The sequence below is a fragment of the Candidatus Paracaedibacteraceae bacterium genome, from assembly GCA_019636055.1.
Taxonomy (GTDB): Bacteria; Pseudomonadota; Alphaproteobacteria; order Paracaedibacterales; family Paracaedibacteraceae; genus Paracaedibacter.
Genome location: JAHBYH010000001.1, coordinates 130,970 through 154,292, shown reverse-complemented (window position 1 = coordinate 154,292; position 23,323 = coordinate 130,970). Strand labels below are relative to the sequence as shown.

General features: G+C 40.8%; 20 protein-coding genes. 11 read left to right on the top strand and 9 right to left on the bottom strand.

The window, feature by feature from the left end; genetic code table 11:
* The first annotated feature begins 12 nt into the window (after positions 1 to 12).
* Both KF820_00710 and trkA read left to right on the top strand, forming a co-directional pair.
* A complete protein-coding gene (locus KF820_00710) occupies positions 13 to 1,428 on the top strand; it encodes a sigma-54-dependent Fis family transcriptional regulator (GenBank protein MBX3456870.1) in 1,416 nt (471 codons plus the stop codon).
* A complete protein-coding gene (gene trkA, locus KF820_00705; GenBank protein MBX3456869.1) occupies positions 1,425 to 2,798 on the top strand; it encodes a Trk system potassium transporter TrkA in 1,374 nt (457 codons plus the stop codon). Before KF820_00710 ends, trkA begins: the two co-directional genes overlap by 4 nt.
* Positions 2,799 to 2,858: 60 nt before the next feature.
* Here trkA and KF820_00700 read toward each other — a convergent pair whose 3' ends face one another.
* Entirely contained in the window at positions 2,859 to 4,211 is a 1,353-nt protein-coding gene (locus KF820_00700; protein MBX3456868.1) for a peptidoglycan DD-metalloendopeptidase family protein, read from the bottom strand.
* Positions 4,212 to 4,342: 131 nt separating this feature from the next.
* Complete coding sequence (locus KF820_00695; GenBank protein ID MBX3456867.1) at positions 4,343 to 5,095, bottom strand: EAL domain-containing protein; 753 nt, start codon at positions 5,093 to 5,095, stop codon at positions 4,343 to 4,345.
* Between the two features lie 203 nt (positions 5,096 to 5,298).
* On the opposite strand from KF820_00695, the gene KF820_00690 reads away from it, so the two are divergent.
* From KF820_00690 to KF820_00675, 4 genes are read left to right on the top strand one after another with little or no spacing between them, the layout of a single operon-like run.
* On the top strand, positions 5,299 to 5,886 hold the full coding sequence (locus KF820_00690; GenBank protein ID MBX3456866.1) for a CDP-alcohol phosphatidyltransferase family protein: 588 nt from the start codon (positions 5,299 to 5,301) through the stop codon (positions 5,884 to 5,886).
* On the top strand, positions 5,883 to 6,938 hold the full coding sequence (locus KF820_00685) for an AI-2E family transporter (GenBank protein ID MBX3456865.1): 1,056 nt from the start codon (positions 5,883 to 5,885) through the stop codon (positions 6,936 to 6,938). The genes KF820_00690 and KF820_00685 overlap by 4 nt, the downstream gene beginning before the upstream one ends.
* 3 nt (positions 6,939 to 6,941) lie before the next feature.
* Complete coding sequence (locus tag KF820_00680; GenBank protein MBX3456864.1) at positions 6,942 to 7,586, top strand: hypothetical protein; 645 nt, start codon at positions 6,942 to 6,944, stop codon at positions 7,584 to 7,586.
* Between the two features lie 54 nt (positions 7,587 to 7,640).
* Positions 7,641 to 8,351: a hypothetical protein gene (locus tag KF820_00675; protein MBX3456863.1), complete on the top strand. Its 711-nt coding sequence runs from the start codon at positions 7,641 to 7,643 to the stop codon at positions 8,349 to 8,351.
* Here KF820_00675 and KF820_00670 read toward each other — a convergent pair.
* From KF820_00670 to KF820_00660, 3 genes are read right to left on the bottom strand one after another with little or no spacing between them, the layout of a single operon-like run.
* Positions 8,348 to 10,138 carry a DUF885 domain-containing protein gene (locus KF820_00670; GenBank protein ID MBX3456862.1) on the bottom strand — a complete coding sequence of 597 codons (1,791 nt, stop codon included), beginning with the start codon at positions 10,136 to 10,138 and terminating at the stop codon, positions 8,348 to 8,350. The two genes, KF820_00675 and KF820_00670, sit on opposite strands and share 4 nt — an antisense overlap.
* The gene (locus KF820_00665; protein ID MBX3456861.1) at positions 10,131 to 11,027 is read right to left on the bottom strand and encodes a hypothetical protein; all 897 of its coding nucleotides are present in this window, start codon (positions 11,025 to 11,027) and stop codon (positions 10,131 to 10,133) included. Before KF820_00665 ends, KF820_00670 begins: the two co-directional genes overlap by 8 nt.
* Positions 11,024 to 11,944, bottom strand: coding sequence for a hypothetical protein (locus tag KF820_00660; GenBank protein MBX3456860.1), 921 nt, complete (start codon positions 11,942 to 11,944; stop codon positions 11,024 to 11,026). The genes KF820_00665 and KF820_00660 overlap by 4 nt, the downstream gene beginning before the upstream one ends.
* A 142-nt stretch (positions 11,945 to 12,086) precedes the next feature.
* Between KF820_00660 and KF820_00655 the strand changes: the two genes are divergently transcribed.
* Positions 12,087 to 13,328 (top strand): class I SAM-dependent RNA methyltransferase, encoded by a 1,242-nt coding sequence (locus KF820_00655; GenBank protein ID MBX3456859.1) that lies wholly within the window; start codon positions 12,087 to 12,089, stop codon positions 13,326 to 13,328.
* A gap of 69 nt (positions 13,329 to 13,397) precedes the next feature.
* Positions 13,398 to 13,667 carry a lipid-A-disaccharide synthase N-terminal domain-containing protein gene (locus tag KF820_00650; protein MBX3456858.1) on the top strand — a complete coding sequence of 90 codons (270 nt, stop codon included), beginning with the start codon at positions 13,398 to 13,400 and terminating at the stop codon, positions 13,665 to 13,667.
* A 7-nt stretch (positions 13,668 to 13,674) separates the two neighbouring features.
* On the opposite strand, the gene KF820_00645 is transcribed toward KF820_00650, so the two are convergent.
* From KF820_00645 to KF820_00630, 4 genes are all read right to left on the bottom strand, one after another.
* Complete coding sequence (locus tag KF820_00645) at positions 13,675 to 15,846, bottom strand: HAMP domain-containing protein (protein MBX3456857.1); 2,172 nt, start codon at positions 15,844 to 15,846, stop codon at positions 13,675 to 13,677.
* Between the two features lie 165 nt (positions 15,847 to 16,011).
* Positions 16,012 to 17,289 (bottom strand): proline--tRNA ligase, encoded by a 1,278-nt coding sequence (locus tag KF820_00640; GenBank protein ID MBX3456856.1) that lies wholly within the window; start codon positions 17,287 to 17,289, stop codon positions 16,012 to 16,014.
* Between the two features lie 69 nt (positions 17,290 to 17,358).
* On the bottom strand, positions 17,359 to 18,519 hold the full coding sequence (locus KF820_00635; GenBank protein ID MBX3456855.1) for an MFS transporter: 1,161 nt from the start codon (positions 18,517 to 18,519) through the stop codon (positions 17,359 to 17,361).
* A 2-nt stretch (positions 18,520 to 18,521) separates the two neighbouring features.
* Complete coding sequence (locus KF820_00630; GenBank protein MBX3456854.1) at positions 18,522 to 19,400, bottom strand: hypothetical protein; 879 nt, start codon at positions 19,398 to 19,400, stop codon at positions 18,522 to 18,524.
* A 417-nt stretch (positions 19,401 to 19,817) separates the two neighbouring features.
* Here KF820_00630 and KF820_00625 point away from each other — a divergent pair, with 417 nt between their 5' ends.
* The 3 genes from KF820_00625 to dapB all read left to right on the top strand — a co-directional run bounded on the left by KF820_00625 (position 19,818) and on the right by dapB (position 22,719).
* Positions 19,818 to 20,774 (top strand): acetyl-CoA carboxylase carboxyltransferase subunit alpha, encoded by a 957-nt coding sequence (locus KF820_00625; GenBank protein MBX3456853.1) that lies wholly within the window; start codon positions 19,818 to 19,820, stop codon positions 20,772 to 20,774.
* 84 nt (positions 20,775 to 20,858) lie between these two features.
* Positions 20,859 to 22,001, top strand: coding sequence for a molecular chaperone DnaJ (gene dnaJ / locus KF820_00620; protein ID MBX3456852.1), 1,143 nt, complete (start codon positions 20,859 to 20,861; stop codon positions 21,999 to 22,001).
* Positions 21,991 to 22,719 carry a 4-hydroxy-tetrahydrodipicolinate reductase gene (gene dapB, locus KF820_00615; protein ID MBX3456851.1) on the top strand — a complete coding sequence of 243 codons (729 nt, stop codon included), beginning with the start codon at positions 21,991 to 21,993 and terminating at the stop codon, positions 22,717 to 22,719. The genes dnaJ and dapB overlap by 11 nt, the downstream gene beginning before the upstream one ends.
* Positions 22,720 to 23,323 lie beyond the last annotated feature (604 nt).

Here is a 23,323-nt window from a genome sequence, read left to right as displayed (position 1 = left end):
TCGAGTGGTTTTATGACACAAGACATTTTGATCGTAGATGATGAAGCTGATATTCGTGAATTAGTCTCTGGCATTCTAAGTGACGAGGGGTATGGTACTCGTGTTGCTCGGGATGGGGTAGAGGCTTTGGCTGCGATAAAGTTTCGCCAACCCAATTTAGTCGTCTTAGATGTGTGGCTGGGTGATGGTGAGCGGGATGGTATCCGTATTCTTGAGATGATAAAACGTGATCATCCTCATGTTCCTGTTGTTATGATGAGTGGCCATGGAACCATTGAAACGGCGGTCTCAGCTATAAAACGTGGGGCTTATGATTTCATTGAAAAACCGTTTGAATCTGATCGATTATTGGTGATTATCAGTCGTGCCCTTGAAGCGGCAAAACTTCGTCGGGAAAATGAGGAGTTAAAAGTAAAGGCAGATGGGACAGAGTTGATTGGCTCATCTGTTCAGATTTCCCATATCCGACAGACGATTGATAAGGTGGCATCGACAAATAGCCGTATTTTTATTGGCGGCCCGGCGGGATCCGGCAAAGAAGTGATTGCGCGTTTGATCCACCAAAATTCACGACGCTCAAACTTGCCTTTTGTCAGTGTTAATTGTTCAACAATGAATCCTGATTATATTGATGCGGAATTATTTGGTACCGAGATTATTGGCCATGATGAATCTCAGCCACGCAAAATTGGCTTGATTGAGCGTGCCCACGGTGGGACTTTATATATTAATGAAATTTGTGATTTGCCTCTGTCTGTACAGGCGAAATTAATCCGTGTCCTTCAAGAAGGGGGATTTTGTCGATTAGGGGATAATCAGAAAATTGAAATCGATGTGCGGATCATCGCATCAACATCAATGACTGTTGCTGAAGAAATTAAAGAAGGCCGATTCCGTCAGGACTTATATGATCGCCTTAGTGTTATTCCGATTCAAGTTCCGGCGTTGACAGAACGTCTTACGGACGTGCCTGACCTCGTCAATCATTTTATGACAAGGGCAAGTCGGGCGCATGGCCGTCCGGAGCGAATTATTTCAACTGAGGCAATGATTATGTTGCAATCATATCCATGGCCAGGGAACGTGCGTCAGTTAAAGAATACAATCGAGTGGGTTCTCTTAATGGCCGGGGGGGATAATCGTGAACCTGTAACCTGTGCCATGTTACCGCCTGAAATTCGTTCTGATGTGAAATTGCCAAGTGTTGGAAATACCTCAATCGTTGTTATGCCATTGCGTGAAGCCCGAGAAGCTTTTGAGCGTGAATATTTATTGGCCCAGGTTAATCGGTTTGGCGGAAATATCTCCAAAACCGCTCGTTTTATCGGTATGGAGCGTTCAGCTTTACATCGTAAACTTAGAGCTTTGGGTGTTAATGACGGTCGTGATGACGATGAATCGTCGGATAAGGAAGTACACAGCGCATGAAAGTAGTCATCCTAGGCGGAGGGCAGGTCGGCTTTAACATAGCACGATACCTGTCGGGTGAGGATAATGATATTACAATCGTTGATCAGTCAGCGGAATTGTTGCGTCGTTTGAGTGATTCTATTGATATACAACCAATTGTCGGTTACGCATCGCATCCTGATGTGCTTGAGAAAGCAGGCTTATACGAAGCTGATCTATTGATTGCAGTGACTGCTTCTGATGAAGTCAATATTGTTGCTTGTGAAGTTGCGAATTCCCTTTTTAAAGTCCCTAGAAAAATTGCTCGTATTCGAAATCAAAGCTATTTGGATCCTAATTTGCAATGGATGTTTGCGGCTCAACGGATCTCAATTGATCACATTATTTCACCTGAGAAAGAAATAGCCTTAAATATTGGGCGCAGTTTATCCGTTATGGGGGCTTTTGATGTTAAATCCCTCGAGGGGAATGTCAGTGCCATCGGCGTTCGCTGTGATCAACCGTCACCGATCCTAAATACCCCATTAAAGTTTCTGCCAACGTTATTGCCTAACCTTGACTTCATGGTTGCATGTGTTTACCGTGAAGGGCGGTTCTTTATTCCATCCGGCGATGATAAGCTGTTGCTTGACGATGAAGTTTATTTTATCGCCCATCAAGATGTTATTCCTGTTGTTATGCAACAGTTCTACCATGATCCGGATTATACCCATACAACATTGATTGTTGGTGCAGGGAGTATTGGGCTTGCCTTAGCACAGGAAATGGAAGCATCATCTCATCTGAGTGATATTAAGATCATCGAAAGAAAGGCTCATCGCGCAGAAATCGTTGCAAGGCAGTTGCGTAAGACGGAAATTTTGTGTGGTGATGCCCTTGATAGTGAGATTCTTGCCGAAGTTAATATCAATGAAACAGACACGATTATTTGCGTTACTGAGGATGATAAAGTCAATATTTTGACAGCGCTTTTGGCCAAGAAAGAAGGGGCAAAACGAGCCTTAATTTTGTTGAATAATATGGACTATGCTCCACTTGTAACCTCTTTGGGAATTGATGCAGTGATTAGTCCTCATGCGATAACTGTTTCGTCAATTTTAAAGTATGTGCGTCAGGGGCAAATTCGTTCGGTTCATTCTTTAAAAGATGGTCAGATAGAGATTATAGAAGCTTTAGCAACCGAAACAACAAGTGTTGTTGGCTTGCCGATTGAGGATATTGTTATTCGGGGGCAAATTGATGTTGCGGGATTGTATCGCGGTAACCAGTTTTATATTCGTCCGACCAAAACATCTATTCGTGTGGGTGATCGCTTGATTTTAGTCGTGGCTGAACCGTCTGTTGCCAAAGTCGAACGGTTGTTTGCTACTCGTCCAGATTATTTGTAGTCAAATATTTCATAGACTACTCTTGTAAACGAAGCAATTTCCGCATTACGTTATTAATATCTATCCAACTGATACGATTTCAGGCTTCGTTGCAACCACTACGGCCGGTGCTGCTGTTGTGAATTCTTTGTCACATTTCAACTTTACATCTTGAAATAGATTCAGTTCTTTTTTGCTCAACCGTACAGCTGGTAGCTGTTTTATCGACAGCGGGTTGATTTTTTTTCCGTGGGAAATGACTTCATAATGTAAATGAGCACCGGTTGATCGTCCTGTGCTGCCTACTGAGCCAATATTTTGACGTTGACGAATCTTTTGGCCAGGTTTTACATTTATTTTACTAAGGTGGGCATAGGCTGTGGAGTATTGATTATTGTGTTTGATTTCTACGTAATTTCCATAGGCACCATTCCAGCAAGCCTTGACGACAACACCGTCACCGGCAGAGGAGACAGGTGTTCCTGTTGGGGCGCCAAAATCAACACCGGTGTGCATTTTTGAATATCCCAGAATAGGGTGGTTGCGCCGACCAAACTTGGAGGTAATACGCATGCGAGTTGGGTCTATTGGTGTTGCTAGCAGGGATTTGACAACGCTTTCGCCACGATCATTGTAGAAACCGGCTCCGCCATTTGTTTTGAAGGCATAAATCCGTTTCCATGTCCCTTGGGGGGCAAATGCTGCGTATTTGAGGTCGCCTGTACGGATGACATTGCCACTTTCATCTTCAAAAACTTCGAAGAGTATTTTGAATTCATCACCTGATTTGGGATCATGTTGCCAGTTAATATCGTAACTCAATGCGGAAATCGCTTCTTTCACGATAGTTGCCGGCACACCACGTTTTAAAGCGGCAGAATAAAAGCTTGAGTTGATCGTTCCTTCAACTTTACGCAGCGACCTGATCAGTTTGAGTTCGAATTTTTTGGCTAAAAACTGTTCGTTATCATATGTCAGTTCAATTGAATTGCCTGCAGAAGTTTTAAAATTCATTGCCTTTAGTTGTGCCGTGTTTTTATCATCTGCAGTCACAAACTGGACTGTGATCTGTTGTCCTTGTTTAATTGCACGTGGGTTGTAAACTTTCTTAAGTTCGTTGATTGCACGAGTGGCGTGTTTGCGGTCAAAACCAAGGCTTGTCAAGGCTGTGAGAAGTGTTTCATTTTTATTAATCGTTATTGTTTTCTCGATATCTTGAGCCACTTTTACGGCAATAGGCATTGCTGTTGCGACATTCGTGTTGCCACTAGATATAACTTGGTCTATCTGAATCTCAGGGATACTCAGGACAGTGCCGCTTTGTTCTACAAGAACGTTGTGAGTCGACTCTGTTATATAGCTGTGTATTGCAATAGATGACGCAAGGGCAAGGGTTGATATGCCTGCAAGATTTATTTTATTAAATTGCGTCAACTGTTCCTCCCAGAGAATAACAACCAAAAAATATTAACAAAGGATTAACTTTTTTAATGTGCCAGATTTAGAACCTCCGTGTCAAGAAGTGTGACAATAAAATTACAGTCAATGGCTTTTTCTGTGGACTTTTATGCCGATTTCTTAACTTGGTTGTAATGTGCTGTTGATACTTCAATCGGGCATGGCTTTGCAAAAAGGTAACCTTGTCCGCGCAGGACGCCCAAATTTTTTGCCTTTTCTAGCAAGTCTTTTGTTTCGATGCCTTCACAGACGACATCAACATTGATTTCTTGGGCTAGGCTGACAATCATACCTAAGATGAAATTCGAATTAGGGGTATCTGATTGGATCAATGTCGTATCAATCTTGATTTCATCGACTTCGAGTTCAGCCAGAGTTTTTAATGTGTTATAACCTGTTCCAAAATCGTCAAGCGATACTTTTATTTTTTGGCGTCTTAGGTAGCTTAGGGTGCCTGAAATTGAATTATAATTCTCTATTTTTTGAGTTTCTGTTAACTCGATAGTTAAATTTTCAGGGGGGAATTTGTATAATTTAACGATACCCATAAGGCGAATCGCAAAATCAAGGGTCAGACTTTTTACCGACACATTAATGGATAACTGAACCTTTTTGGAAATTTGTTTTAGGCATTCGTCTAGTAACCATAGGGTGACAGGGGTAATAATATTGTGTTCCTCTGCCACTTTAATCCATTGGTCTGCAGAGATTAGGCCATGTCTTGGGTGGTGCCAGCGGAGCAAAGCTTCGTAGCCGATAACATTATAGTTATTTAGTTCAACTTTAGGCTGTAAAAATACCTTAAGTTGATTGGTGATGAGAGCGGATCTTAAGTCTTTGGCGTTTATTTTAAATTGCATGATATATATATTTTTCTAAAACTTTCGATTTGCATTATAAAATGATTCTCTTTTAATTATCAACTGTAAAATTTATGACAGGTGCGGAAAATTATGCTAAAAATTTACGTAAAATGAGCTGCATTACCCCATTCCACATTTGTTGTTGATCAGGTATACTAGAATAGAATATTGTGTTGTATTTTTAGAAAAATGCTTATTGTATGGTTATAACATTAAAAAGAATTCTGCCTAATCTCTTGACCGCTTTGCGTTTGTTGGTCGTTCCATTTACATTGGTTGCGATTTTTCGTGGACAACTGACACTTGCTTTTTATTTATTCACCTTTGCTGCTGTATCGGACTATATTGATGGTTTTCTGGCAAGGTTATGGAACGTTGAATCTAAGTTTGGTCGTATCTTGGATCCGATTGCAGATAAAACATTGATGATTGGAAGCTATGTAACGTTGGCAATAACAGGGTATATCCCTCTTTTTCTGATGTATTTGATTGTAGCGCGGGATATTCTTATTCTGGCTGGCGGTTTGCTTGTTTATCTCTTTAACCTTCCTGTAAGGCTTTCCCCTTTTGTGCTGAGTAAAATTAACACATTTTTCCAATTGTTATTTGTCGGTCTTGTTTTATTCTTAGACATGGGTGTTTATCAAATGTTGACACCTGCTCTTTATCATCCAATGATGTGGGGACTGGTCTATATAACCGCAGCAACAACGGTGTTGTCTGGCATTGAGTATATTATCTATTTTGTTCGCAAAAACCTTAGAGAGGTTTTTAGGAGAGAAACATGAACAAATCAGTGGTATTTTGGGTTGCAGCCCTAGGTGCGCTTGTTGTCTATTATTTTTTTCACAGCTTAAGTGCCATTTTCTTTCCGTTTTTAGTTGGGGTAATCGGTGCTTACGCTTTGGATGGAACCGTCTCTAGGCTTGAACGAGTTAAAATCAATAGAAGTTTAGGAAGTGCATTTGTTGTTTTGACGGTTTTGTTGAGTTTTATTTTATTGCTGATGGTTTTTATTCCGTTTGTTCAACAGCAGATTGTTACCTTGGCTGTTAGGGCTCCTGCACTTGCTGACGGATGGTTGCAGAGTCTTAAACCATTATTGGAGGATATAAGCCATAAGGTTGGCGGGGCCACATCACCTGACGATTTAAAGCAAAAAATATCAGAACATGTTGGTGATATTTTTGGTTGGTCACTTAAGATTATCACGAATCTTTTGAGCAATGGTATGGCGTTGGCAAATATTATATCACTGGTTATTCTAACGCCGGTTATCATGTTCTATCTTTTGAAAGATTGGCCTCGTGTTGTCTCCAGTATTTATGAAATGATCCCCCATCGTTACCGAGATACAGTTCAGTTGTATGCCGGGCGTATTGATCGAACATTGTCGGATTATGCAAAGGGGCAGATTTTAGTTTGCCTAACATTAATGGTGCTGTATTCGTTCTCGCTGTGGATGATTGGTGTGAAGCAACCATTCTTTTTAGGGTTTATGACTGGATTTATGTCCGTCATTCCGTATGTTGGAACCGTTCTTGGATTGCTGGCCACATTGGCAAATGGTTTTGCCCATTTTGATGGTTGGAATCAAATCATTATGATTTTAGTCGTTTTTATTGGAGTTGGGGCTATCGAAGGAAACTTTATATCGCCTCGCTTGATTGGTGAGCGTGTTGGTTTGCACCCTGTTTGGATTATTTTTGCCTTGTTAGCCAGCGCGACATGGTTTGGCTTTGCAGGTGTTTTGGTTGCCTTGCCTGTGGCTGCTATTGTCGGTGTGATTATCCGAACAACAACGGAATGGTATAAAACGACCAAGTGTTATCTGGATTAAATGATGCAGTTGTCGATTTCTCTGCCCAATCAGATGCCTACTGACCAAGACAGTTTATTGCTGAGTTCATCTAATATGGATGTGTGGCAGTGGTTATCATCATGGCCAAATTGGCCTTTGCCTCAGGTTGTCGTTTGTGGAGACGAGGGGAGCGGTAAAACGCATATGGCTCGATCATTGTTGGGGATATACTTATCACCTGAAAATTATCGCCAATACGATCAATTAACCCTAGTGCAGTCCAAATCATTCCTGATCATTGATGACTATGATCGATTTGATGATGAATCTTGGTTGTTTCACTTGTTTAATTTGATTAAAGAGCATCATGGTCAGGCTGTTTATTTTGGCAAGCAAACCCCGTCAGGTCATTCTTTTAATCTCCCTGATTTGGCGTCTCGATTGCGAAGCTTACCCTGTCTTACGATCCAAGAACCGGATGATGATTTATTCCGTCAATTGTTGAAAAAAGAGCTATATAACAAAGGGATCATTTGTGGTGATGAAATCATGGAATATATTTACCGACGATTTGATCGATCTTATGAAACGATTCATAATTTAGTACAGCTAATTGACGATAATACGTTAAAACATCAACGCTCTTTATCTCTGCCATTTTTCAAGGAAATCTTAGGCGAAAATTAACATAACGTTAATGCTTTCCTTCTATCCTATTCTTAAGGATATATGGAGGGAAATATGCGTTCAGTTCAATTCTTGGTTGCTTTCTTATGTGCATCACAAGTCCAGGCTATTTGTTTAACGGACTGTCGCACGAATAAATGTGCTAGTCTTGATTACTATATGAAAAAATGTAATAACTGTAATCCCAAACTCGTGGGTACCAAATGTAAACAAAGTTTTTGTGCGAGTCATCCGGAGTTATGCTCTAATAATCAACCGCTAAAGAATTTAACAACAGCTGTGCCTGATGTTAGACCTGATGCTAATCGACAGGATCGTCAACATGCTATTTGCTATGCTCCCTTATTTAGAGAATGGAAATTCGAGGGGAATGATAATAGAACAATTACCCCAGAAAATCTAAATACGCTAACTATAATCTTTTTTGAACAAACAGGGGGGCATGCCCAAGCAAGAAACATTGGCTCTGTTCGCAATGTTCTGGCAAGTTATTTTGCGGAGATGTATCCGGAATTGAGAACAATGAAACCAGAAGAAGCATCCCAACAAGTCAGTTTGATGATTCGTATGAAGTTTGGCAAACCCCTCGAGCAATTAAATAATCTGGATTTTCATAACATAATCGAAGAGGTCCGTCAGGAAGTCTTTAAGAAAAAGGGTATTCCTACAGAAAAGGTTTTTGAGAAATATCAGAATAGAAAATACCCCATCACAATTGCTCGGATGGGGTGTTCCTCTGAAAAACTATTTAGACCAATTCGCTAATTTGTTTTGAGTTCCTGCATCCGTTGCGGTAATACATCGGCATACAGATCTACGGGCAGTAATCCGAAAGAAAGAATTGCATCATGGAAGGCTTGAAGCGTGAATTCATCGCCCATTTCAGTTTGTAGTTTGTTCCTTAATTCCATGATCTTAATGGCGCCATAGCGATAGGATGTTGCTTGTCCCGGAATCATAAAACTATAACGATTGGCTTCTGATTTTGCCATGCCTGCGTGTCCAACTTTTTCGGTGACAAATTTGACAACGTTATCATAGCCGATTTGTTGAGTATTGAGTTGCGGATCTAAGAACATGCGAGCAATGCGGAGTAATTGATCTTTTAAGGCAGAGAGTTGTGATTCCTTGCTCATGTACGGTGTCATGAGATATTCAACGTAGTGCGCCCAGCCTTCAGCATTGGCTGAATTACTAGCAATAACTGTTTCAATTAAATTCATTTTTCCTTGAAGATAGAGTTCTACCATCCGTGAAAATTGCAGATCGTGGCCTGGCCGTCCTTCATGAACGATCAGAGGATCTGCTGTAAGGGGGCTAGAGTTATTAACCAGATCACACAAAACAAACTCAGGCCAAATATTGCCTGTGTTTCCTATGAAGTTTGGCGTATTGACATGGGGGACAGGGAAACTTGCCTCTTCAGCATCTGTTCCCGGACGGACGCGAATTGGTCTGTTAGGCAGAGTCATAAGGTTATCACGTTTAATGAACTCTTCCATTTTTGCTTGGGCATCACGATATCGTTGCATTACAACATCTTTGTCGGTTGATCCGCTTTCCTTTTCTAGTTTTTCAATTAACTGTGCTGGATCGGTTATATCAAGGCCATGCTCACGGGCAACTTCTACAGCTAGGTCTTGATACCGTTTGTAATAAATATCCCAGTCTTGTTCCGCGCGCTCAATCAGTTGTTCCGGAGTATCAAATACACCATAGAGTCTGAGGTATGTAAGGTATATATCACGCGGTAGCTGGCTTTCTTGCGGGGCATGTGGCGTGATGTGGATTGCAATAAACTCTTGGTATTGCTTAATTTGTTGGGCAAATCGTGCGATAATTTCTTCGTGACCTTCGCCGATAAGGGATGGCAATTCCTTTAGGATCGCATCAATTTTTTCTTGCCCCACAATATCATTAATCTGGCGAATTGATGGGTAAAGAATATCTCCGGACTGGCTGTATAACGCAATTAATCGGGTAAGTTCATCGATTGCCCCTTGGATAAAACCGGGGGTTTCTTCGGTGCCAATATAACAGGTAAAGCGAGCTGCTGCGGTTTGTTTATCAAATCCCTTGGTGATCAAGCTGTTAACATTGCCAAAGATGTAACCGACGACATCCATCGCATCCTGTGGATCAATAAGATTTGGTGGCATGAAAAGACTGAGGCGTCGATAGTGATTGTTGAGGGCGAGCATCATTTGGTAGTCTTTGACAATAGATTCAACCAGTGCGACTTGACGTTGAGTCATTGCATCGCTCGCCATGCCTTTAAATAAGCCGAGGTTGTTCAGAAGTGATTCAATAGTTTTAGCCCAGTTATCAGTAAAATCTTTTGATATAAGCGTCCCGTGGGGAGCAAATTCCTTATAACCTGCATCGCATTGGACTTCAGGTGGCATGTCTTTTAAGAATGTTTCTGCAACTTTGTTGGCCAATCGAAGATCTGCTTTTGTTGTGGTTTCTGACGGAGTCTGGATTTCTGTGGCTATGGATTGGGGGCTAATCATTGCTGTTCCTAAAAAGGCTAAAAGGATAAATCTATTCATCATATTCTCCGTATTTTGGCGGTATACATCCGAGATTAAATCGGGATTGAGTGAATTGAACGAGTTGCTCTGAGTTTTGAATAGAGCCAAGAGCAAATGTTTTTGTATGTAATATATCAGTCAGGCAAAAACTGAATGGTGAATTAAAGGTATATTTAAGAGAAGGAGTCGTGTATTTTCCTCTATCCTTTTTTTCACCACATGTCGGATCAAATTCGATGGCGTATTTTTGTCGGACAATTCCAAAAGGGGTCTTCGTTAATATGCACTCTTTTTGGGGAGCCTGAAATTCTTTTGTTTCATGAATTAGGAAATGCGGAAGCGTTATTTCACAGATATCAACTTCTACTTTTTGAGAAAAAGAGAAAATATCTGTATCTGTAATAGGGGTTGAGCCAAACTTAAAGTATATGAAATTATTATCTGTTGTTAAGAGGCGAATCATACCATTTGCATGGTCGCAAAGACCAATACCTGTGGATGCTCTCGCATTGAAATTATCGAACTGTAGAGAATTAAACTTGGGGTTAAAAGGAAAGCTTGTCGATATGTCTAAATGGTAAAAACCAAGGTATGCTGTTCCGAATTTTGGTAATTTCTCGAATTCATCCGTTGATATTTCAGTGAAATGGTTTTCTGTCTCTGTGCTGATGTGTGAATCTAGCTCTTCTTTTGCTGCGGGGTGAAAAACCTTTTGACGTGGTGATGTTGGGGGTGAACTTGAGGCAACAACTGCTTTATAGTGAGGAGGGGCTGGTTCATGCCCGCGGCTATGACCAATTAAATCCGAAATATCATTGTCCAGTAGTGCTTCCGCATACGGGCAAACGCACTCTGCTGCATTGGTTTGATGGATGTTTAGCATAAGGATAAGTGAACATAATTTCATGATAGACCTGCCCATTTGAGTGTGCTGGTGAACCATTGACTTCCCGGAATGTTGGGTATGTAATCCCAGTAAGTCGCCGGCATGGATTCTATATCTTTTGTTGAATTAACAAGTCCGGATAAATAGGCTCGACGTGTTTGTGATGCGTAGAGTGCAAATGAAAAGCACCGATCAATAATATGATCATTTGATTGTGGAGCAATTTTGCCGAATAGAGTCCCTTCTGGCACATTATAACGCGTAGAAATAAAGGCAGATCTCAATACAAGTTCTTCGGTGTTCACTAGGCTTTGAGTCGATAGAGAGAAAAGGGGAAGAGTCAGATTTTTAAGGGCTGGAGTTGCTCCGGCTAAAGTTTCTGCGGATTTTGTTATAAATTGATCGTCGATAATTGGAAGTTTAGCGCCTGTTGCAATCATGACTCTAAGTCCTGCTTCAATGTCGAACGTTATTAAGGATATACCATTCAATTCTGCTTGTCGGATGGTTTGAGTGGTGCTGATGCCGTTTGCCCAAACATATGAACTTTCATTATAAAAAGGATAAGTTACATAAATTGGGAAACTATCAGTCAGGATGGCATATGATGATGTATATTTAATCTTTTGTTGTTCTATCCTATTAGGGATAGATGCCGGATATTTTAAAGCTAGGGTAATAGCCTCTAAAGGAGACATGTCGGGTTCTAATACTATTGTCCCTGATGTTTGTTCTAAGCTCGATTTATGGTCTATTCCCTCTTGGAATAGAACGCGTACTTTCTGAGATGAACTGTAGTTCTCACCATTTACCATTTGATTAGGGCTAACAATTTGTGATGGTGCGTCGGGAGGATAAGATGTGTGATCATCTTCAGCAGCATAAGATATTGCTGATGTTATTCCTAATATTATTGTTAACCTCATAATTTTATTCATCTTAACCTCAATTTAAAAATAACTCTAGAACTAGAGTATTTTAAAATTTAAGTAAAATAAATATAAAATTAAATTTAAATAAACTGGCGTTTAAATAGATTATAGGTCATAATTAGGGATTCTGTCTAATTTGGAAGTATCGATGAAAGCAAAAATAGTAACGATTGGTATTGATGGTGATGGTGTTGGCGTTGTTGATGACCAGAAGTATTTTATCCCCTTTACTGCACCAGGTGATGTTGTTGAGTTTGACGTTATCAAGGGAAAGAAGTACTCGCGGATTGAAGTGACCGGTTTTTCTGAACGTTCTCCTGTACGGCAGGATGCTGTTTGTGTGCATTTTGAACAGTGCGGCGGGTGCAAACTTCAGCATTTGAATTCACAAGCTTATGGTGACTATAAGGTTGGCCTTTTAAAACGTGCGCTTGAATTCCATGGTGTAGAATCACAGGAATGGCGAGATCTTCATATTATCCCGGCACGCCGTCGTCGTCGGATTTCTTTGACATTTGCTCATCGATATGAAGGGATGATGATTGGGTATATGCGTCGGGGAACAAAATGGATTATTGATAATCAAGAATGTCATTTGGTTTTGCCTGAAATTGAAGCCTTAATTCCAAAACTCAGAGACATGCTTGCTGGGATGTTCCAACAACGTGAGTCAGGTACAGTTGATATTTTGGCAACCAAAGTCGGTCTAGACGTTAATCTAAAGTCAATGCACTTTAAGAATCCGACACTAGAACAAATTGAAACCTTAACGGAGTTTGCTCGTGAGAATAATGTCGCGCGATTGTTATTGAATTATCGTTCTTTTGTGACGTTCCGTGAGCCTATTGTCAATTTTTCAGGCGTGGATGTTCCTGTCGAAGCTGGTAAGTTCTTACAAGCCAGTGACGATGCTGATGACTTTATGCTGTCACGAGTATCAGAGTATATGCCGGAGAAAGTTTCACGCGGTGTTGATTTGTTCTCAGGGCGAGGTACATTTACCTTTTTGATGGCACAGAAGGGACCAACGGATGCGTTTGAGTGCGAGAATGATGCGATTACTGCCTTACAAAACGCAGCGAATCAAGCTCAGGTTCCAATCACGGTGACAAAACGAGATTTGTTTGAGAATCCCCTGTCTGTGGATGAGCTAGGGCAATACGACTTTATCTTTGTTGATCCGCCGCGGGCTGGTGCGTTAGCTCAGGTACAACTGATTGCTCGATCAGCATTGAAACACGTGGTTTATATCTCCTGTAACCCGGCATCATTTGCTCGGGATGCTAAGGTTTTATGTGATGCTGGTTTTGTTTTGGATTCTGTGACGCCATTGGATCAATTTTTATGGTCAGAACATCTTGAGGTTATTGGTAAATTTACGCGCCAGTAAAATTAGATGGTTGAAGAAAATAGCGGATAATTCTAAGATAAACTAAAATAAATTTTATTGAGGATTAATTTGACCCTCGTCTTATTTTGGAAAATCTTTGGTTTTATCGGACAGATTTTGTTTGGCGCTCGCTTTTTAGTTCAATGGCTGGCAAGTGAGAAAGTCAAGAAGAGTATTATTCCCAATAGTTTTTGGATTTTGAGTCTATCGGGTGGTATCATTCTTTTTATCTATGCCATCCATATTAAAGACCCGGTCTTTATTGTGGGGCAGGGTCTGGGGCTTTTTATTTATGCGCGAAATTTATTTTTTGTGAAAACAAAGTCAAAAGCCCATTAGAAATACCCTATTTTTCTTTCATTTGGAAAACGCCATCCCAGTTATTGGGGGGTGGGTTTTTCTTATATTGCTGGCAACGATCAATATAAATTTCAGCTACCTTATCTTTACCATAATTAATTTCAATATTTTTAAAGATTTCAATCGCTTCTTCCCAGCGCCTATCTCTGTAAAGAGTAACGCCACGCTCAAATTTGTTACAGAAATCAATTTGTTCATCAGTTGGGAGTAAAATAGGATTGCTATTTTTTAAAGCAATCAACTCGTAAATTTTTACACCCTTTTTCTTACCTTTTACGGCAACTAAATCAAGTGGGCGAACGATGGCATGATCTTGTATTTGGTGGAGTGTATCATCGCTAATAACGATGGATGTACCGTAATTTTTGTTAATTCCTTCTAAACGAGAGGCAAGATTTACATTATCCCCTAGGGCTGAATAAAACATGCGCCATGACGATCCCATATTACCGACGATGGCTTCTCCTGAATGAATTCCAATTCGCGTAACGAGGATCGGCTTTTTCTCAAAATTCCATTTCCGATTTAAATCACTTAGACAGTTTTGAATTAAAAGAGCAGCAGCACAGCTATTCAAAGCCTGATCTTTATCTTGAGTTGGCGCGCCCCAGAAAGCCATAACTGCATCACCTACGAATTTATCAATAGTCCCATTACAGTCGGCAATAATTTTTGTTATTTCTTCGAAATACTCTGACAGGTGGGTAACAAGTTTGTCAGCGGGGTAATTTTCGCTGATTGTTGTGAAATCGGCAATGTCTGTGAACATGATCGTTATTTTCTTCGATTTACCACCAATTTTAACCTCAGTAGCATTTTCTAAGAGCTTTTGAACTAATTTTTTGGGGACGAATTTTCCAAAGGATACAAGGCTAACGCGCATGGTATTTATTGATGCTTGAAGTTGCTGAATTTCTTCAATAGCAGAGACAACCTGTTCGGGGTAAGTCAGATCAAATCCTGATATGCGATTAGCTTGATGGGTCAGTTGGGTAATTGGTTTTGAAACACGATGGGCTAGGTATGTTATGAAAATTATCGATAGGAATAAAATAAAGAAGCTGATAATTAGGGTATTTTGTTGTGTTTGCTTAATTTGACCAATTAACGAATCAATAGGCATGATAAAGATATAGATCCAATCTTTAAATATTTTTGGATCGTATTCTTTAAAGTTAGCAATATATTTTTTCCCTTCAAAATTAAAGAGGAATTTTTTCTCTCCTGTGGAACTGTAGACTCGAAATGCTTCTGCTGGGATTTTATTAGTGAGATCATTCACAGTCACCAACTGAGTTTCTCCGCCTGTAATCGAGACTCGAGCTGGATGGCTTTCGAAAGGAGAGGCGACAATCTCACCTTTTTGTGTTAAGACAAGAGATAAACCTTTGAAGTGAATATTTTTAAGGATTTCTGAAAAACTATCTAATGGGACATCTGCTCCGATGACACCAAAATAGTTGCCATCTTCTGTGCTTATTGGAATAGCATTGGCGACACCGGGTAAACGCGTTGTAGAAAAAATATAAATGTTTGTCCAGATTTGACTTCGAGTTTGTAGGGCGCGTTGATACCATTCGCGAACCTTATGGTTATAGTTTACTTGTGACATAGGAAGTTTTTCGGTCTCAATGACTCTTGAATCACTATCTAAATATGACCAAGTTTCTGATGCCTCGTTTTTGTTTTGCTGCACGACACGAACAGCGACTTTGGCTTTGATGGGCAGAAGTCGTTGGTTGGCTCTGTATGTCGAGTTTGGGGGAAGTGTTTTTACCTGGAAAAAAGTTCCCTCTTCAGTTCCAATAAAAATACTTTCTAGGAAGGGGTACTGTTTTACGACAGCAACACAGTAATCCAAAAGTACTTTGTTTTGCGTCGATACTAATTCTGGGTTCTTGACGATATAGGATCCCATAAGAACGGCTGTTTGAATGCCTTCAAATCTATTGCGAATACGATCAATTTTCGATTCGCTTAAGTCATCCATCATCTGTTGAGAGAGTTCAAGCATGGATGCAGTATTGTTTGAATAAGTGTAATAGACGATTGATGTAGCTGTAAGAACCTGAATAACAAAAAAACTAGATAAAATGTCAAAGCGTAAGTTGCGTTTTGTGAGCAGTTGGATGGTAATTCTTTTTAAATATTCAAACATGAAAAACATCGCCTAAACAGAGTGAACCTATTATAAATCCTACAGCAATCATCTTAAGATATCGTAAATTATCCATAGAATTTTACTTTATATTGATGCAATCTGTTGTTATCACAAGGTGGCAATGACCCAAAAATAAAAGAGGAGCAATTTCTGCTCCCTTTTTTAAATTAGCTCAATAACTTTATCCAGCGCAATGTCTTTCTTTTCACCTGTTTTCCGGTATTTGACTTCAACCATGCCTGTGTCAATTGTTTTGTTGCCAATGACAACTTGCCAAGGAAGGCCAATCAAATCCATATCCGCGAATTTAGTACCGGCACGTTCATCGCGATCATCGTATAAGACTTCAATGCCTGCCGCTTTGAGTTGTGTGTATAATCCTTCGGCAAGGGTATCTGCTTTGGTATCACTAGCTTTCAAGTTGATCAGGCCAACTTTGAATGGGGCAACGGCTTCTGGCCAAATAATTCCTTTGTCATCGTGAGAGGCTTCGATAATTGCGCCGACAAGACGAGAAACACCGATACCATAAGATCCCATTTCCAAGGGAATGGTTTTTCCTTCTGGTGTTGTCACTTTAGCACCAAGTGGTTCAGAATACTTTGTTCCAAAATAGAAAATATGACCGATTTCGATGCCACGCGCTTCTTTGAGTTGATCTTTAGCAACAGGGCAATCTTCTGGTTTGTGCATTTCATCTGCGGCAGCATAAAGATTGCTGGCAACATCAAATGTCATTTGTTCCGGGGATAAATCGTCAAACTTAGCATCGTAATAGATTGTACTCTCGCCTGTTGGTGCGACGATTTGGAATTCATGGGATAGATTCCCACCGATAGCACCTGTATCAGCACGAACAGGGATAGCCGTCAGCCCCATGCGATTGAATGTTCGTAAGTAGGCTTCGTAAATCTTTTTGTAGGTTTCTGTTGCACTTTCAACTGTTAAGTCAAAAGAATAACCATCTTTCATTAGGAATTCACGACCGCGCATGACACCAAAACGAGGGCGAATTTCATCGCGGAATTTCCATTGGATTTGGTAGAGGACGAGAGGGAGAGCACGATAGCTTTTTACATATTGTGCAACAACGTCCGTGATGACTTCTTCGTTGGTTGGGCCATACAACATTTCACGGTCGTGTCTGTCTGTGATGCGTAGCATTTCTTTGCCGTACGCTTCGTAACGGCCTGATTTCTTCCATAATTCAGCCGGTTGAATCGTCGGCATGAGAACTTTATGACAGCCAATCCGTTCTTGTTCTTCGCAAACGATCTTTTGGATGTTCTCAAGGACCTTGAGCCCCAAAGGCAGCCATGTATATATGCCGCTGGTTTCTTGGTTAACAAGACCCGCGCGTAGCATCAGTCTGTGGGACGCAATTTGAGCTTCGGCAGGGGTTTCTTTCAAAGTTGGAATAAAGTATTGACTGAGTTTCATTGTGGTTTCTATCTGTCGTGATTAATTATAGAAACTTTATCATAGAGCGTGGCGATATTCTAGACAGAATCACCTGTTCCTGTACCAACACAATATCAGGCCTGGTATGCCTGTTAGCGTGATGATGATAAATGTAACTGTCCATGTCGTGTTCTGTGCTAGTAGTCCAATACTAGAGGGGATTAACGTGCGAGAAAACCCCATGACTGAACTGAGGAGCGCATACTGCACTGTGCCAAAACGTTTGTTGCATAGGCTGGTGATAAAAGCGATGTAACTAACCATTGCCATGCTGCCTGTTAAGCTTTCTGCTCCGTTAGTAAGGTATAAAAAAGCAAGGTTATAGCCAACATAGGTTTGCATAATAAATAACACATGGGTGATAACGTGAATAAGACCAAATGTCAGCAACCCCCAATTAATACTTTTGTGTTGCAATAATTTTCCGCCAATAACTCCGCCGACAAGGGCCATGGCAGTTCCGAAAAATTTAGAGGCTGTTGCGATCTCTGCGGCCGAAAACCCCAGTGATAACTGGAATGGATTGACGAGAATTGCCAAAAGATTATCCGCAAGTCGGTACAAAATTACGATTGCGATGATAAAAGCAAGTTCTTTACCTTTGCCAATTTTCAGAATAGGGCGCCAAAAATTCTTAAATGATGTTGATTTATGTTTCTTTTTTTGAGAAGGGAAGGTTGTGTAGACTAAACCTCCAAGAAATAAACATAGTCCAGCGCTAATTTTAAATAAGGCTGACCATTCAACCATCGTTGATGTAAAAATCAATCCCGCGCCTGAAGTTAGCATTCCTAAGCGATAGCCGGTAATGTACCCACCGGCACTGCTTCCTGTATTTTTCGCGTGGGTTTTATCAATGCGGTATTTATCTAAATAAATATCTTGGATGACAGCGGTTGTCGCGATCAGGCTTGCCCAAAGGGCGATAGCTGTGAAATTTGCGGCTGCGGTTTCAGAAAGTTGCCAAAGGCTGAATGTTATCCCGACTGTTGCTGAAAGTAACTTGTACGCATCTTTAATGGGGATACGGTCAATGAGGATGGCGATTGGATATTTGAGAGAATAGGGGAGAGCGACTAGTGAAAATAATCCAAGAGTAATTAGACTCGTGCCTGATTCAGCAAGCCAGAAGTTTAGTGTGTTTCCGCTAAGAAGAAGGCAAAATCCGCTGATGAATCCATAAAGTAAAGTTTGAAGGGGTATTGCCATTCTTATTGCTTTTTATATAATTTTTTATCCCAACGTCGATGGAACCAAAACCATTGTTCCGGATAGGTTTTAATCCAGTCTTCTATGTGCGAGTTGCATTTCGTTAGAATTTCTTCGATGGATTCAATTTCAGGGTTCATAATATGTGCACTTAAACGGACTATGAACTCTGTTTTGTTGTGACGAGTGATAACAATGGGAACAATTTTGGCACCTGATGCTTTTGCAAGTTTGACGAATCCATCAGCTGTTTTTGCAGAAACGCCAAAAAATGGGATGTCAAGACCTTCGTTATATTTTTGATCAGCCAAAACAACCATATTTGTTCCTGCTTTTAATGTGCGGATAGACTCAATTCCAGATCGTCGTCCTTTTGCAATTTGACTTGTTACAACTCGACCACGACATTTTAAAATTAAGGCGTCGACATAGGGGTTATTGATGGGGCGGTAAATCGGTGTTAAGGAATAGCCCGAATCTGTGATATTTTTTGCGCCGACTTCCCAATTTCCAAGATGAGCAGAAAATAGCATTATTGGTGGTTTATCCTCAGCCATCAATTCCATAATTTTGCCGTTGACTTGGGTGCATTTAAATTTTGGATCGCGATCAGCGATATCAAGGACGAAATACTCAAAGAACGTGCGTCCCATATTATCACAAGCTTTTTTTATCAGATTACGACGTTCGTTTGTCGAGAGTTTGGGAAATACGCGGCGAATATTGTTATCTGCGACGCCACTTAGTTGTGCATAGGCATATCCCGCTGTACGGCCAACAAAGCCACCTAGTGCGGATGCTTTTGAAAAACCAAGAACTCGGCAAAGGCAATATATAAGATAAAGCGGAAGATATTCGAGTAAATAGCGTATTCTCAACATAGACCATAACATAAGTTGATTGTTTATGCTGAGAATACACGAAAAAGGTTTGAGAGACTAGCTCGTTGTTATTTTAAACCAAAGAAGCATATCTTTTATTTCTTAATTGAACGCGTCATTCTAGCAATTGCCAAATCATATTTGCGGGATCTTCAATCAATCAAAGTTAGGGCTTTCTTGGAAATTCTAGCTTTGCTCATCGGAAATGAGGATCTCACGCTTCAGTCAGATTTGTATTATGGCTATAACTCTCTGATTTTCGTTTGGAGCACCTATAAATAGTGCATTAATTCACTATTGTTATATATAGACTTTGCTGAAAATCGACATATTAATTGAGATTTTAAAAATCATCTAGCATCGAAATAATAAGTTACGGTATAGTCCTAGTATGTTTTAAGAATAAGGAATAATTAAATGGCTGTGTTTTTGGATTTTGAAAAGCCGGTAGCAGAGATGGAAGGCAAGATTGAAGAGTTGCGACATCTATCATCAAAAGGTGACTTAAATATTGTTGAGGAGATTTCGCGCCTGCAATCAAAAGTTGATCGGATGTTGCGACAAATTTATTCAAATTTGACACCATGGCAAAAAGTACAAGTGGCACGTCACCCAAATCGCCCACAGTTTTTTGATTATTTAAACTCAATTGTTACTGATTTTTTGCCTCTTGCAGGGGATCGTTGCTTTGCTGAAGATCAAGCAATTATTGGTGGCTTAGGTAAAATTGGGAGCCAATCTGTTATGGTTATTGGTCAGCAAAAAGGGAATGACCTTGAAAGCCGTGTTAAACATAACTTTGGCATGGCAAAACCTGAAGGCTATCGTAAGGCTGTTCGGCTGATGGAGATGGCTGATCGCTTTAACCTTCCAATTGTAACTTTTGTTGATACAGCGGGTGCCTATCCAGGGATTGATGCCGAAGAACGCGGCCAAGCCGAAGCAATTGCTAAAAGTATTGAATCTTGCTTGCGTGTTAAAGTGCCATTGATCAGTATTATTATTGGTGAAGGTGGTTCTGGCGGTGCAATTGCGATTGCTGCAGCAAATGCTGTTTTGATGCTGGAAAACTCTGTTTATTCTGTGATCTCTCCGGAAGGTTGTGCTTCAATTTTATGGCGCAGTGCAACAAAAGCATCTGAGGCCGCAGAAGCGCAAAAGCTAACAGCTCAAGATTTGTATGGTTTAGGTGTGATCGATAAGATCTTGCCAGAGCCAGTTGGCGGGGCGCATCGTGAACCAAAGGTCGCAATTGAGGCTGTAACTCGTGAAATTGAGCACTATATCTCAACATTTTCTAAAATGGATGGTGATGCCTTATTGCGTCATCGTTATGATAAGTTCTTGGCAATGGGGTCAAGTGGCCTGAATTAGCAGTCGCACTTTGGGATTGCTAAAACTTTGTGATCATGGCTATAATAGCTCAAACGCATTACTTCACTTTGGGGTTGAAAACTAATGTCAAAACAAGATTTATACGAAGTCCTGGGCGTTGCTAAAGGCGCCAGTGGTGATGAAATTAAGAAAGCATATCGTAAGCTTGCCATGAAGTACCATCCGGATAAAAATCCGGGGGATAAGGCTGCTGAAGAAAAATTCCGAGAAGCAACAGATGCCTATGATATTTTAAAAGACGATCAAAAACGTGCTGCGTATGATCGTTTTGGTCATGCTGCCTTTAATCAGGGTGGTATGGGCGGTGGTCCTGGTGGCGGAGGTGCTGGTTTTGGTGGGTTTGACTTTACATCATCGTTTGCCGATATATTTGATGAAATGTTTGGTGATGGCGGTGGCCGTCGTCAATCAGAAACTAATATGCGTGGGGCGGATATTCGCTATGATTTGGAAATCACCCTAGAAGAAGCTTTTCACGGAACAACAGCCAAAATTCGCTATTTAGTCGCTGATCAGTGCGATACCTGTCAGGGATCAGGCTCGGCAGATGGTGCAGCACCTGTCAAGTGCGCCGGTTGTAATGGCCGAGGACGTGTTCGTGCTCAGCAAGGTTTCTTTACCGTTGAACGGACTTGTCCTGTTTGTCATGGTGTTGGCGAATCAATTAGCAAGCCATGTAAAACTTGTAATGGCAGTGGACGCAAACGCCGTGAAAAATCTATAGATGTCAAGATCCCCGGGGGTGTTGATGATGGCACGCGAATTCGTGTTTCTGGGGCGGGCGAAGCTGGACTTAGAGGGGCATCAGCCGGTGATTTGTATGTTTTTGTGAGTGTGCGTTCCCATAAACTCTTTAAACGTCAAGGCGGCGATATTTTCTGTCGCATTCCGATTCCGATGACAACAGCTGCTTTGGGTGGAGAGCTCGAAGTGCCAACAATTGATGGTAGTAAAGCAAAAATGAAAATCCCGATGGGCACACAGAGCGGTCATCAATTCCGCTTAAAAAGTAAAGGGATGAGCATTATGCGGGCTGATTATCGAGGGGACATGTATGTTGAAGCTGCTGTTGAGACACCACAAAACCTAAGCAAAAAACAGCGAGAAATCTTAGAGGATTTTGCCAAAATTACCACAGATGAAGCGAATAGCCCTGAATCATCCGGGTTCTTTAAAAAAGTAAAGGATTTATGGAATGGTAAGTAAAACCAAGGTTTTCATCTTTGGTAAGTCTGGCCGAATGGGGCAAGAAATCTGTTCTGTTCTGAGCAGTCATTCGCACGCTGAATGTTGTGGTGGCCGTACATCGAGTGGGGATGAAGGTTTGGTTAGTGAGGCGAGTGTCTTGATTGATTTTTCAGTGCCTCAGGCGTTGTCTTATGTTTTGGATTTAGCTGTTTCTCAAAATAAGCCTCTTGTCATTGGTACAACGGGTTTAGATTTAGATCATATGGATGCTATAAAAAAGGCTTCTGAGCATATCCCTATTATTCAAGCATCGAATACGAGTTTGGGAATTGCTGTTCTTGCTAGGATTTCTCAGGAAGTAGCAAAGGTTCTTGATGAAACATTCGACATTGAAATCACGGAAACGCACCATCGTCATAAAGTTGATGCGCCGTCGGGGACTGCACTGAGTCTTGCTGAGTTTGCCGCTAAGGGGCGCAGTCAGAGTTTTGATCGAAAGGATGTCAACATGGACCGTCGTGGCCCACGCAGTGCAGAAATTGGTTTTTCTGTACGTCGAGGAGGTGGCGTCGTTGGGGATCATACGGTTGCTTTTATCGGACAAGATGAAATGATAGAGTTATCCCATCGAGGGTTATCTCGGCGACTTTTTGCTCAAGGTGCTGTCAAGGCTGCTTTATGGCTGATTCATCGTCCTGCCGGGAACTATTCCATGGCAGAGGTTCTCGGAATCTAAGGCCTGCGGGTAATTTGAAATTTAGTAAGTAATTATCTAGGGATTGTATGGTTTCTAGATAAGCTTCTCTGCTGCGCCCTTTCTGGGTTTCAAGATCCGCGAGGTATTTTGCAAATCCATCGATATAAGGCAGAAATAGTGTTTCCGTTTCGTTCTGAGATTCTGTAAATATTTGTGCTGCAGGGTTGCTCTTTCTATTAATAACGTCAGTTCGACATAAGAAGGTCTATCCAGCAATAGAATCCGTCATCCTCGACTAGCAAAGCTAAGGTTTTCTAGCGAAACCCTAGCCTTGCTCGTCGGAGATGACGAGCGTGTTTGATCTTTCTTATATCGAACTCTCGTTAAATAGAGTTTTTTGTTTAATTCGTAGGCAGGTCAATTCCCGATTCAAACGCATTGCTAGAGAGTATTAAGAACATTAATTTAATCATTGTCATCCCTTGATAGACAGCCATCTTATTTGGCTTTTTGACATCGTATGCTTCATGTTTAGTCGTTGATTGAAAAATCAGCTTGAACAATTTTACTATTGGTTGCCCTTACTATTATTATAAAATATTTAATTTTAATAAATATTGATATTTAGATTTTATTAACTAAA